The organism is Paraburkholderia sp. WS6, from assembly GCF_030464835.1.
Classification (GTDB): domain Bacteria; phylum Pseudomonadota; class Gammaproteobacteria; order Burkholderiales; family Burkholderiaceae; genus Paraburkholderia; species Paraburkholderia madseniana.
Window position 1 is genome coordinate 206857 of sequence record NZ_JALQCK010000009.1, and the last position, 11498, is coordinate 218354.

13 protein-coding genes and 1 riboswitch are annotated in these 11498 nt (G+C 62.5%); of the genes, 4 read left to right on the forward strand and 9 right to left on the reverse strand.

Annotation, left to right across the window (positions count from 1 at the left end):
• Nucleotides 1–170: 170 nt before the first annotated feature.
• The 3 genes from M0D64_RS13860 to M0D64_RS13870 form a co-directional block, all read right to left on the reverse strand.
• On the reverse strand, nucleotides 171–818 hold the full coding sequence (locus tag M0D64_RS13860) for an NAD(P)-dependent oxidoreductase (protein ID WP_266258096.1): 648 nt from the start codon (nucleotides 816–818) through the stop codon (nucleotides 171–173).
• Between the two features lie 169 nt (nucleotides 819–987).
• Entirely contained in the window at nucleotides 988–1443 is a 456-nt protein-coding gene (locus M0D64_RS13865; protein ID WP_168435666.1) for an Rrf2 family transcriptional regulator, read from the reverse strand.
• Nucleotides 1444–1542: 99 nt separating this feature from the next.
• On the reverse strand, nucleotides 1543–2016 hold the full coding sequence (locus M0D64_RS13870; RefSeq protein ID WP_266258097.1) for a hypothetical protein: 474 nt from the start codon (nucleotides 2014–2016) through the stop codon (nucleotides 1543–1545).
• A 279-nt stretch (nucleotides 2017–2295) separates the two neighbouring features.
• On the opposite strand from M0D64_RS13870, the gene M0D64_RS13875 reads away from it, so the two are divergent.
• Together M0D64_RS13875 and M0D64_RS13880 are read left to right on the forward strand one after the other, a co-directional pair.
• On the forward strand, nucleotides 2296–2877 hold the full coding sequence (locus tag M0D64_RS13875; protein ID WP_154560073.1) for a DJ-1/PfpI family protein: 582 nt from the start codon (nucleotides 2296–2298) through the stop codon (nucleotides 2875–2877).
• A 128-nt stretch (nucleotides 2878–3005) separates the two neighbouring features.
• Complete coding sequence (locus M0D64_RS13880) at nucleotides 3006–3332, forward strand: hypothetical protein (protein ID WP_054034668.1); 327 nt, start codon at nucleotides 3006–3008, stop codon at nucleotides 3330–3332.
• On the opposite strand, the gene M0D64_RS13885 is transcribed toward M0D64_RS13880, so the two are convergent.
• Entirely contained in the window at nucleotides 3319–5064 is a 1746-nt protein-coding gene (locus M0D64_RS13885; RefSeq protein ID WP_266258098.1) for an ATP-binding protein, read from the reverse strand. The two genes, M0D64_RS13880 and M0D64_RS13885, sit on opposite strands and share 14 nt — an antisense overlap.
• A 406-nt stretch (nucleotides 5065–5470) precedes the next feature.
• Nucleotides 5471–5818 (reverse strand): DUF190 domain-containing protein, encoded by a 348-nt coding sequence (locus tag M0D64_RS13890; protein WP_266258099.1) that lies wholly within the window; start codon nucleotides 5816–5818, stop codon nucleotides 5471–5473.
• Nucleotides 5819–5970: 152 nt separating this feature from the next.
• Nucleotides 5971–6033, forward strand: a riboswitch (Fluoride riboswitch).
• An 80-nt stretch (nucleotides 6034–6113) separates the two neighbouring features.
• Between M0D64_RS13890 and crcB the strand changes: the two genes are divergently transcribed.
• The gene (crcB, locus tag M0D64_RS13895) at nucleotides 6114–6494 is read left to right on the forward strand and encodes a fluoride efflux transporter CrcB (protein WP_154560076.1); all 381 of its coding nucleotides are present in this window, start codon (nucleotides 6114–6116) and stop codon (nucleotides 6492–6494) included.
• Nucleotides 6495–6557: 63 nt separating this feature from the next.
• On the opposite strand, the gene M0D64_RS13900 is transcribed toward crcB, so the two are convergent.
• On the reverse strand, nucleotides 6558–6977 hold the full coding sequence (locus tag M0D64_RS13900) for a DUF1801 domain-containing protein (RefSeq protein ID WP_154560077.1): 420 nt from the start codon (nucleotides 6975–6977) through the stop codon (nucleotides 6558–6560).
• Between the two features lie 261 nt (nucleotides 6978–7238).
• Here M0D64_RS13900 and M0D64_RS13905 point away from each other — a divergent pair, with 261 nt between their 5' ends.
• Nucleotides 7239–8387 (forward strand): acyltransferase, encoded by a 1149-nt coding sequence (locus M0D64_RS13905; RefSeq protein WP_266258101.1) that lies wholly within the window; start codon nucleotides 7239–7241, stop codon nucleotides 8385–8387.
• A 94-nt stretch (nucleotides 8388–8481) separates the two neighbouring features.
• On the opposite strand, the gene M0D64_RS13910 is transcribed toward M0D64_RS13905, so the two are convergent.
• From M0D64_RS13910 to M0D64_RS13920, 3 genes are all read right to left on the reverse strand, one after another.
• A complete protein-coding gene (locus M0D64_RS13910) occupies nucleotides 8482–9072 on the reverse strand; it encodes a c-type cytochrome (protein WP_266258102.1) in 591 nt (196 codons plus the stop codon).
• Nucleotides 9065–10333, reverse strand: coding sequence for a sulfite dehydrogenase (gene soxC, locus M0D64_RS13915; RefSeq protein ID WP_266258103.1), 1269 nt, complete (start codon nucleotides 10331–10333; stop codon nucleotides 9065–9067). Before soxC ends, M0D64_RS13910 begins: the two co-directional genes overlap by 8 nt.
• A 116-nt stretch (nucleotides 10334–10449) precedes the next feature.
• Nucleotides 10450–11487: an ABC transporter substrate-binding protein gene (locus M0D64_RS13920; RefSeq protein ID WP_266258104.1), complete on the reverse strand. Its 1038-nt coding sequence runs from the start codon at nucleotides 11485–11487 to the stop codon at nucleotides 10450–10452.
• Nucleotides 11488–11498 lie beyond the last annotated feature (11 nt).

The window sequence follows — 11498 nt, forward strand, 5'->3', positions numbered from 1 at the left end:
TGTAGCCGCAGTTTCACCACCAGCGCCCGAACATGCGTAACCGAATGTTAGGACGCTTGCGCAAGTTCGAGGAACGGCGGGCTGCCTTCACCCCCTCGAACTGCCGCCAAGGCGCGCGCAACGGACCAGGCACGACAGGAGCCGCGCGCGGTCCGGCACTCCGTCAAGACTCAATAAGCGACCGTCGCGATCTGACGGACGAAACGGCCCTGCTCCAATTCGTCGACGAAGGCGATCGCATAGTCTTCCGCGGAAATGCGGCTATTGCCCTCGGCGTCGGCCAGAAGCGTGTTCGCGCCCGTGCGGAACGTACCGGTGCGCTCGCCCGGCGCAATCAGCGCGGCCGGCGCGAAGAACGTCCAGTCGAGGTCGGTAACGCCGCGGTAGTAATTGAGTGCATCGCGATGGGCCAGTGCGACCGCTTTATAGGCGTCCGGGAAACCGTCCGTGTCGACCAACTGCTTGCCCGGCGCCACTTCGAGCGAGCCCGCGCCACCCACCACCACGAGACGCTTCAAGCCCGCTGCGCGCACGCCGTCGACGAGCGCATGGGTCGCCTTGGACACCGCCGCGGGATCGTCGTGCGGCGGCGCATATGCGCTTGCCACCACGTCGTGGCCACGCACCGCGGCGCCGACGCTCGCGGCGTCGAGCAGATCGGCCTGCGCGGCTTTGAGATTCGCCACGTCGGCCGGCACGCGCGCCGGATTGCGCGCCAGCGCCGTCACCTGATGCCCGCGGCGAGTAGCTTCCGCGGCAATCCGCGAACCAATCGTCCCGGTGGCGCCGAACAACGCGATCTTCAACTGTTTGCTCATTTCAATGCTCCTGTCATTAGCTTATGTGTAACTACGTTGATTACATATAACGTGGAAAAAAGAGGGGCGTAAGCCCCCGTCCGTTCTCAGGTACGCAGGTTCCGTCTACACCGTGCGCGCCCTTCGATACCGCCTCATTGCTACTTTCTTTGCCACCCTCGTCGCCGCATCAGCCATGCGAACGCCGCTTGCGTTCCAGCGCCCGTTCAGCGCGCATCAGGTCGGCAGTGGCATCAGCCAGCGTGCGTGCACCGAGCGACGCTTCCATGGCCTGCTGCGCTTCGTCGATAATGCCGCGCAGCACGACCTGGATATGCCGCCCCACCATGCACGCCGGGTTCGGCTCCTCGCGATGCATGGCGAACAATTGCGCATCGTCTACCGCGCGATACACCTGAAGCAGGGTGATCTCGTCAGGCGCCTTGGCGAGCAGCGCGCCGCCGCCCGCGCCGAGTTGCGAGGTCGTGAGACCCGCATCGGCCAGCATGCTCAGCAAACGCCGGATCAACGCAGGATTCGTATTCACGCTGCCCGCGATCATCTCCGACGAGAGCGGCACGCCCTCCTGCAACGACAGCAGCGCGAGCACATGCACTGCAAATGCAAACCGGCTACTCGTATTCACAGCAAACCTGCCCGGCGACGACTATGTGTAACCATAGTAATTACATTTAATCCGACTGTTAAACGGACAAACGAACGGCCGGACGCACCGGCCGCCATCTCACTTGTCCATCTGCTTTTGCGCATCGCTGGAATCGCTCGATGCCGACGCCGAAGCAGAAACGCCCGCCGACGACGCCGAACTTTGCGCCGACCATTCCTGCAGCTTGCGCCCCGCCGTCTCGAGACCCTGGCCGGTCAGCGCCGCCGCCTTGCCGAGTTGCGCATTGGTCGCGCTCGCCGCGCCTTGCAGGTTGGCTTGCGCGCTCGACGCCAGCGAGGCCGGATCGATCGTGATCGACGGCGCGGACGCCGATGAGAGGTTCTGCTGCGCGGCGGCCTTGGTCGCATCGACCTGCTGGCCGACGTAGCTGGCCGCCTGATCGAGCTTCTGACCGGCGGCTTGCGCCGCATCGTTGAGCTTGCCGGCGACCTGCGCCGACGCATCGTTCTTCTGACAAGCCGTGAGGCCGCCGAACACGAGGGCAACAACCGCGACGCGGCGCAACAACGGCGAACGAATGGATAAAGTCATATTTAAGTGTGAGCCGCATCGAGCGGCTTCCGCATGCGAAAACGGGCCCATGATACGCCGTTGCGCGGCACGGTCTCCTCGACGAGCACCCGGAAGCCCGCGGACTCGAAGCTGCCTGGCTGCGGCTCGAAACAATTGCGCCAGCGCCGCCGCATCGTCAGCGTGCAGTACGCGCCATTCGAAATACTTCATTGCGTACTCCGTCGCGGTTCTGTCAAACGTGTTGGAGTAGACTGCCTGAGCGTTCGATGTGTTCCGTTGATCAATAGGAGGCATGCGATGGCAGCAAAGAAGATTCTGTTCCTGACCGGCGACTTCGCCGAGGATTACGAAACGATGGTGCCGTTTCAGGCACTGCAGGCAGTCGGCCACGTAGTCGACGCCGTCTGCCCGAACAAGAAAGCGGGCGACAAGATCAAGACCGCGATTCATGATTTCGAAGGCGACCAGACCTACACCGAAAAACCCGGCCATCAATTCACGCTCAATGCAACGTTCGAGGACGCCGATCCGCGTCAATACGACGCGCTGGCAATCGCAGGCGGCCGCGCGCCGGAATACCTGCGACTCAACCACAAGGTGATCGAGCTCGTGCGGCAGTTCGCCGAAGCAGGCAAGCCGATCGCCGCGATCTGCCACGCCGCGCAACTGCTGGCCGCTGCCGACGTGATTCGCGGCAAGCGCATTTCCGCCTACCCGGCCTGCGCACCCGAAGTGAAGCTGGCCGGCGGCGAGTACGTCGACATTCCGGTCGATGCGGCGATCACCGACGCCAATTTCGTCACTGCCCCCGCATGGCCCGCTCACCCTGAGTGGCTGCGTCAGTTCCTCGTGCTGCTCGGCACCCGGATCGAACTCTGATCCTCAAGCGAGCGCCTTGCCCTCGCGGCACTGCGCGCTCGCAAAACACACCCATATTTGAGACTCGTCCGATAGTTCGCAACGCAAGGTTTTCCTATAGTCGCCGGTTGACTTGGGAGCCCCTTTCGATGGAACTGACTGACTGGATCGTCATGCTCGCCGTCACGTTGATGGCGATTGCTTTTTTCTGCGCGCGTACGCCGGCCAACTGGTCGCGAGAAAACCGCGCACGGCGTCTGACTGGCACACGCATGTTGGTGCAAGCGGCGTGTTCGCTGTGGGCGGCGCTGTTGATCGTCGCCCACGGCCTGTTCGCCCTGGACGGCCTGCCCGGCCTGCACCCTGCGCCGCGCGAGGCGCTGACCGGCGTGGCGATCCTGCTCGTCTGCGGCTGCTACTGGTCGATACGCGGCAGCAAACTCCTCAAGCCGCGCCGGCTCTTTACCGCGTACTGATACCGGGCGCGGCATTGGCGGCATGCGCCGGCGCGCCGCCGCGCGGGGCAAGGCCATCACGATCGCCAAGGCCCTCGCGCACAGCACGAACCGCGTGAACCCCGTCCGCCAGCGCCGCATGCGTTTCAACCGCCAGTTGCGCCGTCCGCACGTCGGCTTCAGGCAGCGACAGATAAAACGTCGTGCCAATGCCCTCTTTCGACTCCGCCCACACGCGTCCGCCGTGCCGTTCCACCACGCGCCGCACGAGCGCGAGGCCGATGCCCTCACCCGCCGCCACATTGCCGTGCAGCCGCTGAAAGGCATTGAAAAGCCGCGGCAGCGCGACCGCCGGAATGCCCAGGCCATTGTCCCGCACGTAGAAAATCCGTAGCGAATGCACACCGGGCGGTGCCGGCGTCGTACCAATTTCGATCCGGCCTTCGCGCGCGGGATCCAGATAATTGACCGCATTGCCGATCAGATTCGCGAACACCTGTTCGAGCGCGGTCGGGTCGCCCCACACCGCCGGCAAATCCTCGACGATGACATGCGCCCGGCGCGCCCGGATCGACCCTTGCATGGCATCGACCACGCGCGGCACGATATCGCGCACTTCGACCTTTTGCCGCCGGTACTCCACACGGCCGACACGCGAGAGCCGCAATAGCGCGTCGATGATATGAGATGCCCGCAGCACGGCGGTCTGCAGGAAATGCAGCGCCTCGCCGATATCCTCGTCGACCACCCGTTCGATGCGCTGCCGCGGTTCTGCCGCGAGCGACGACTGGCGCAAGGCCACGCGCAGCTCATCACACGCGCGAATCAGTTCTTTCGAGAAGCCTTGCAGATTCACCAGTGGCGCACGCAGGTCGTGCGACACGCTGTAGATGAACATTTCGTTTTCCTGAGTCTGTTGCCGCAAGGTCTCGTTGATGCGCGCCAGTTCGCTGGTGCGCCGCGCCAGATCGGACTGGAAACGCGCCTGGATGCGCTCGGCTTCGAGCAGGCGCCGGCTGGTTTCATGCAAGGTCAGATCGAGCCGGGCGATTTCATCGCGCCCCGGGCTGATCGGCGCCAGCGGCTCGTTGCCCGCGAGGCGCCCGGCGTTATCGGACAGCACCGCAAGCCGGCCGCGCACGCCGCGCGTGAACAGCCACACGGCCAGCGCGACGAATAGCAAGGAGCCGAACACGGCCGCGACGATCAGCGTCTGTTGCCGTTCACGCGCGGCGTCGGCGGCATTCGAGCGCAACGTGTCGAGGCGCCGCTCTTCGGCCTGGAAAGCCACCACCTGCTGACGGAAGCGATCGAGCACGTCGGCCGAGGCCAGCTCGCGGAAGCGATCGAGCAGATCACGCCGCCGCCCCGAATGCAGCATGTCCTGAACGCGGTCCGACCATTGCCGATACCCCTGCACGGCCTGGCGCACCTGCACCACGCGCTCGACTTGCGCCGGGTTGTCGGCAACCAGCTCGGCCAGTTGATCGATGCGACGGTCGACGTCGACCCACAAGGTGACCGGTGTCGTAAAGCGGGTATCGTTGGTAAGCACCGCGCCGCGCAGCGCCACGGACTCACTCAGCACCGGATCGAGAATCGCGATGGTCTGGCGCAGCACGTCTTCGCTATGGATGGCCCACCGTTCGGCTTGCGTCGCGTCGGCCTGCGCCATGACGAGTCCAGACAGCAACGCCAGTTCGAAGACGGCCGGAATTGCGATCAGCAACAGGCCTTTAGTGGTCAGTCTCATGCGTGCGCATTGGAAGTCGATGGCCGGCAGATCGTGCGCGGGACGGCACATTATGTCGGCGTTTGCGCAGGAAGACAAAGACGGCGCGCCACCGACCAGGCTTCTGCCGCCAAATACGAACCCGGGTGCAATGAATCCGCATAAAACGTCAGGCTTTTGAATTAAACGTAAATCAAATCGAATGCTGTGCCCCGATTTGGAACGTTAGGACCAGTATGAAACCGTTGCGCACTTACATTTTGCTTTCATTGTTGTCCGAGGTGCAAAGGATGGTGCACTACCGGATCGGGAGCGATCGGTGCGAATCCCATCCCGGTGCGGATTTGCATTTCGGCGACGCCGGAGCATGCAAGCGTCGGCTGATGGCTTAACCGCTAATTGACCGCAAATTAACCGCAAACCACGGTTAGCGGCGCGCCGGATGTTTCGCGTCCCCGTGCTCGCCGATCAGGCCGAATTCGATCGGGCAACGCGTGTAGAACACCGGGACGCTGCCCGCGCGCACCGCTTCCAGCAAGGCTTCCGCCTCCCCTTCAGTGAGCGCGAAAATCACCTGCTGCGGTTGATCCGCCAGCTCGAAGAAGCGCGCAGCGTGCCGCGCGCCCGCGTGGCCGACACCTTCGGCCGCCGCCACGACGGTCGCGCCATGGATGCCGACGAGCTTCGCGATCGACAGCAAACATTCCACGACCGTTTGATGGCCGTGGCGCCGGTTCTTCTCGGTATAGAACGTGAGCTGGTAGCCCTTCGTCATATCGGCCTCCCGCGCAGTTGCAATGTTGCACTGGACCACGGCAAACGCTCGCAGGCCCTCTGTTTATTCTAGATCACGCACCACGCGATGCAGACCGCACGCGCGCGCCGCGATGGCGCTCACCTGTCCCCAATGCCCTGCCAATGCTAGACTGGCGCGCTGGAGATGGCATTCTCCATTAACCGCCCTCGATGGCTGATGATGCCTGCTTCGCCCGGACGACTGCGGACGCGGCATCACGCCTTCCGCTCAAGCCCGGTTTGTCGACCCTTCGGCTTCGCCAGAGTACTTTTGCATGTATTTGTCCATTCTCGCGGTCGGCATTGGCGGCGCGCTCGGCTCACTGTTCCGCTGGTTTCTCGGTATCCGTTTGAACGGCCTGTTCACGGGTATGCCGCTCGGCACCTTCGCCGCTAACGTGATTGCCGGCTATGTCATCGGCGTCGCGGTCGCGGGGTTCGCACGGGCGCCGCAGATCGCGCCCGAATGGCGGCTCTTCATCATCACGGGCTTGATGGGCGGCCTGTCGACCTTCTCGACGTTCTCAGCGGAAGTCGTGCAGCGCTTGCAGGACGGCCGGCTCGGCTGGGCGGCAGGCGAGATCGTCATTCACGTGGCGGCTTCGCTCGTCATGACGATCCTGGGCATCGCAACCGTTTCGTTGCTGTCGCGCTGAACGCTACACATATTCCAATCAGATTAATCGGCCTAAGCGCTTCCCCCAGATAGCGCTATTGCATCACGCCTCATTAGCTTTATGTGCTTTAGCTCGAGTACTCGCAGGCGCATTTTTCTTCAATTTGGTCTGGTTGTACTCGATAGCGGCACGCACGAGTTTCTTTAAAGCGGGTCCATTGACCTTATCGCCCTCGAAAAAATCGATCGCCCGTCTCGCGTTGCCGTCGAGGCCCGCGTTGAAAAGCTTGTCGGGATCCGGGAGATTCGCCCCGTGGGCAAAGGTCAGCTTCACCTTCCCCTTGTGTGCGTTGGCGACCGCGATCATTCCGTCGCGGGACCACACCGGGCTTCCCATCCACTTCCATTCCTCGATGATCTCCGGGTCGGCTTCGAGGATGGTCTTGCGGATGCTGGCGAACGTTTTGCCACGCCAGTCCGTGATGCCTGCGATCAATTGGTCAATGCTTTCCGATGGAGTCATTGGATCCTTGTGCCTCGAATTATTGTTCGGTTTCGACAGAGCCTAGCTTTGAATTGTGCCCGCATCAATCTATTCGAGCTAAAACCTGTGTCAATGCCGCAAACTATTGCTGTAAACCCGCCCCTGACGCTGACAAAAACAATCGTCCAACATTGCATTTTACTGAGGCCTGGTGAGACATTTATTTCCCCATTTTTTTCGATTTTTGTTGTTGATGACAGACGTAAGATCGCCGCAGCCTGAATAGAAGAAGGGGCAAAAATGGCGATCACCTTGAATCTGTCAGCGTCCGCGAATCTGAATAAGTCGCTAAAGATCGACGCAATTCGATTCCTCGCGGCTGTCTGGGTCCTGATGTATCACTTCAAGCCTCCCGCGTTTAAAGAACTTCTGCCTCATCAACTCGCCTTCCTCGGCAGCGCATTGTGGTCCGGCTCGACAGCGCTGTTCGCGGGCCCTGCCGCCGTCATCGTCTTCTTTGTCATTTCCGGCTATTGCATCCACAACGCATATCAAAAGGATGTGACGCTCAAGCCGATCAACTATTACGCGTCCAGATTCATCCGCATTGGATTACCGCTGGTCATCCTGCTGTGCCTCGTTCAACCTTTGCCGACCGGACAGAACTATCTGGAATCCGTACTGTGGTCGCTCTACTGCGAGATGGTGTATTACGCCGCTTATCCGCTCCTGCGCGCCCGCTTTCGCTACATCGGCGAAATGATCGTTGGCTGCGCGGTTGCGGCAGGCGTGATGGTGGCCTTGGTTCGTCTGATCGGGCACCCGGTTTGCCACGGCTGCGTCATCGAGACGTATGGCGTTCCGGGTACGGCTTTACTGTATGCGGCTGGATGGATCTTCGGCTGCCTGATCGCGGAGACTCAGCGCAACGCGGAGCAGTTCCACATCCGTGGCGCATATTCGCCGCTTACCCTGATGATCAAGCGCGGCCTTGATCGCAGCACCCGTTTTCTCGCGAATCACCTGGTTGCGCTGAGAGTGGTAATTGTCGCGGCCGGGGCGGCCATTATGATTTTGCTGTCCGAATCGAATCTCAAACCGGCCGTTGTGCCGTTGATTACGCCCGATATCACGCTTCCGTTATTCCAGTTTCTGGCGGCCGTCTGGATCGCGGCGGAGACTGCCACGCCTTCCAGAAGCGGCGTCTGGTCCAGACTGGCTAGTTTTGGCGCGTGGTCCTATAGCCTCTATCTTTGCCACAAGATGGCGCTCGCCCTGCTGGAAATGACCCGATTCGACGAGACGTCCCGATTCGCATGGTTCGTACAGGTGGCGTTGGCATTCGCCATCAGTTATGCGTTTTACCGGATGATCGAAAAGCCTTCGCATCTGATTTCCCAGCGACTACGGAAATACACGCCGAATGCGCCTGCTGCGCCGGCTGCCTGAAGCGACTGCGTGAAGCGGCTGCATGAGCGAGCCGGCAATATCGGTTAGCGTCGCTTCGGGCCCGCTCCCGGACCATCCGATCAGCGTGGGCGCCTTATAGCTGCCCCGGACGCGGATCAGCGACAAAACCGCCACGATTGGGCATCGCCACACGCGGCAACGAGGCCGCGTCGAGCCGCGTATTCGCCGGCACGATGCCGTTCTGGTTGAGCAGAAATGCGCTGAGCGCGTACACCTCGTCGGCGGAAAGCGATTCGGGCGCGTTGTAAGGCATCGCGCGGCGGATATAGTCGAACAGCGTCGTCGCATAGGGCCAGTAGCTGCCCACGGTGCGCTTCGGCTTCGCGCTGGTCAGTGTGCCCTGCCCGCCGACCAGTTGATCGCCGAGACCGCCCTCGCCATGCGCGCCGTGGCACGCCGCGCATTTCGCGGCGAATATGTGCGCGCCGGTGGCGACGTCGCCGCTGCCCGCAGGCAGGCCGCGGCCATCCGGCGCGACGTCGATGTTCCAGGCGGCGAGGTCCTGATCCGTGAGCGGCGTGCCGATCTCGTGGATCGACCTGCCTCTCTGGTCACCCGGCGCAATCGATGAGCACGATGCCAGCGCCGAGAGCGACACCAACACGGCCAGCGCGGTCCGTGCCGTTCGCGCCGGCATACCTGTCAAACGGCGGCCATCACGCATTACGCACCTCGCCGCTTGCATCCACTCGCCATTGCTGGATCGCGTTGTAGTGATACTGCGAATTCAGGCCGCGCGCGGCGACGAGTTCGGCACGGGTCGGTTGCACATAGCCGGTCGAATCGGTGGCGCGCGAAAGAATCACGGCAGCGCCGCCATCCCAACGCCAGTCCGCCTGAAAGCGCGTCAGCGCACGATCCAGGATCGCACCGTCCAGACGCGCGGGACGCCACGTCGCGCCGCCGTCGGTCGACACCTCCACCTTGCGGATCGTCCCGCGTCCGGACCAGGCCAGACCGGTGATCGGGTAATAGCCGTGCGTGGTGAGACGATGTCCCGGCGACGGCCGCGTGATCACCGACTTCGCGTCCATCTCGAACGCAAACTGACGCGCGGTGCCGTTCGCGAGCAGGCTGGTGTACTTCGACGTTTCCTCGCGAGTTTGCAACGGCGCATCGACCACCTTCAGCCGGCGCAGCCACTTGACGTTCGTATTCCCCTCGAAGCCGGGAACGATCAGACGCAACGGATAACCGTTCTCGGGGCGCAAGCGTTCGCCGTTTTGCGCGTAGACCACCAGCGCGCGATCGAGTATCCGTTCGAGCGGCAAGCTGCGCGTCATCGCAGCAGCGTCCGCGCCTTCGGCTAGCAACCAGCCGCCGCCGGCTGTGTTGCCGGACGCCGTCAGACCGCCCACCTCTTCGAGCAAAGTCGACAAACGCACCCCGGTCCATTCGCAGCACGACAACAAACCATGCGTGAGTTGCACCGGCATGCCGCTCGGGCCATTCCATTCATTGCCGGTATTACCGGAGCATTCGAGAAAATGAATCCGCGATTCGGACGGCAAACGCAGCAGATCGTCCATCGTGAACAGTTTGGGCGTGCGCACGAGGCCATGAATGGCCAGCCGATGCTGACCGGGATCGATGTCGGGCACGCCGCCGTGATGACGTTCGTAGACCAGGCCGTTGGGTGTGAGCGTGCCGTGCAGATCGGCGAGCGGCGTCATCGACGAAGCCGCACCGGGCAGTGGCCACGCGCGCGCACTCCGCCGCACGACATTCGCCTCATACGGTGACGGCACACCGTATGGATGTTCGAGAACGGGCGCACCGGGCACGCGGCTCGATTGCGCGACCGCGAGCGGCTTGAGCAATTCACTTGCGGTAGCAGCTTGAGAAGCGACCAGGCCGCCGGCCGCCAGACGACCCAACAGTCGACGGCGGCCGCGCGACGGCGGAGAGTTGTGCGGATTCATCATGGCGTCGGCGCATCATAGGCAAGCCGATTAGCGTAACGATGCCTTCCGCCATGGCCAAACGATAAATTCGACTATCGATCGACGCAGACCGCATATCAGACGAACACCACTCGCGGTCAAGCCAGCACGTTCGAGAACACCCGATCCGCGAGACGATTGGAATCGGTCCCGCTGTTAAGCACGCCGACCGCCTTCAGGTCGTCGGCATAGAGCGAGATCTCCTTCTTGAACGCATCGCCGACTGGATGATGGCGATCGGTATGGCTCTTGAGCATCGCCGCCAGTTGGCTCACATCGGCGGACGGCGTATAGACTGAGAAAATCGCGGCGGCATCCGCAGGATGATTCGCAGTCCACTCCGTCGCTTCGAGCAGCGCCTGCGTCAACGCCTGCGCGGTGGCGCGATCCTTTCGCACCAGCGTACCGCGCACGCCGAGCACACAGCACGAACGCGTCTGATATTCACCGCACAGATTGTTCGACACTTCGTACAGGTGGTCGGATTCGCGGATCGACCAGATCGTCGGGTCGCCATCCGCGATCGCCTGCACTTCGCCCTTCTTCAGCGCTTCGCCCAAGAGGTTCGCCGGATACTGGCGCCAGTTCACATCGCGCTCCGGATCGACGCCGATCTTTTTCAGCACGATGGCGAAGAAATTCTTGGTCGGACTCGCCATATCGCTCACGCCGATCGTACGCCCCTTCAGTCCCGCCACATCGACGATGCCCGACGCGCGCGTGGCCAGCAAACGCATGCACCCGCCGTGAATCCCGGCCGTCAGTTTCACATCGAAGCCCTGCTCCAGCGGCTTGATCCAACGCAGCGCCATGCCGACACCCGCATCGGACTTGCCCGTCGCGATTGCTTCGAGCAACTGATCGGTCGACCCTGAAAAATTCACGAGTTCCACCTGTAAACCGTGTCGCTCGAAAAAGCCCTGCTTCACAGCAACGGCAACAGGCGCGGTACAGATCGCGCCCGCGTTCCAGGAAAGCTTGAGGGGCTTGAGCGGAGCCTGCGGCGTTTGAGCAAACGCGAGCGTTCCCGGCATCAGCGACGCACCACCGAGCGCCGCCGCGCCCGCAGTCCAGGCCGTCTTGCGCAACCACGCGCGGCGGGCCGGACTCAGCGGAGATTCATCGTAGGGATTCATGGTTGACTGTT

Bases quoted from the DNA above. Each gene is read 5' to 3' on its own strand.
- M0D64_RS13870 (WP_266258097.1), bottom strand. From the start codon at position 2,016: ATGACTTTATCCATTCGTTCGCCGTTGTTGCGCCGCGTCGCGGTTGTT.
- M0D64_RS13875 (WP_154560073.1), top strand. From the start codon at position 2,296: ATGGCAGCAAAGAAGATTCTGTTCCTGACCGGCGACTTCGCCGAGGAT.
- M0D64_RS13910 (WP_266258102.1), bottom strand. From the start codon at position 9,072: ATGCGTGATGGCCGCCGTTTGACAGGTATGCCGGCGCGAACGGCACGG.
- M0D64_RS13900 (WP_154560077.1), bottom strand. From the start codon at position 6,977: ATGACTCCATCGGAAAGCATTGACCAATTGATCGCAGGCATCACGGAC.
- M0D64_RS13860 (WP_266258096.1), bottom strand. From the start codon at position 818: ATGAGCAAACAGTTGAAGATCGCGTTGTTCGGCGCCACCGGGACGATT.
- M0D64_RS13880 (WP_054034668.1), top strand. From the start codon at position 3,006: ATGGAACTGACTGACTGGATCGTCATGCTCGCCGTCACGTTGATGGCG.
- M0D64_RS13905 (WP_266258101.1), top strand. From the start codon at position 7,239: ATGGCGATCACCTTGAATCTGTCAGCGTCCGCGAATCTGAATAAGTCG.
- soxC (WP_266258103.1), bottom strand. From the start codon at position 10,333: ATGATGAATCCGCACAACTCTCCGCCGTCGCGCGGCCGCCGTCGACTG.
- M0D64_RS13920 (WP_266258104.1), bottom strand. From the start codon at position 11,487: ATGAATCCCTACGATGAATCTCCGCTGAGTCCGGCCCGCCGCGCGTGG.
- M0D64_RS13885 (WP_266258098.1), bottom strand. From the start codon at position 5,064: ATGAGACTGACCACTAAAGGCCTGTTGCTGATCGCAATTCCGGCCGTC.
- crcB (WP_154560076.1), top strand. From the start codon at position 6,114: ATGTATTTGTCCATTCTCGCGGTCGGCATTGGCGGCGCGCTCGGCTCA.
- M0D64_RS13890 (WP_266258099.1), bottom strand. From the start codon at position 5,818: ATGACGAAGGGCTACCAGCTCACGTTCTATACCGAGAAGAACCGGCGC.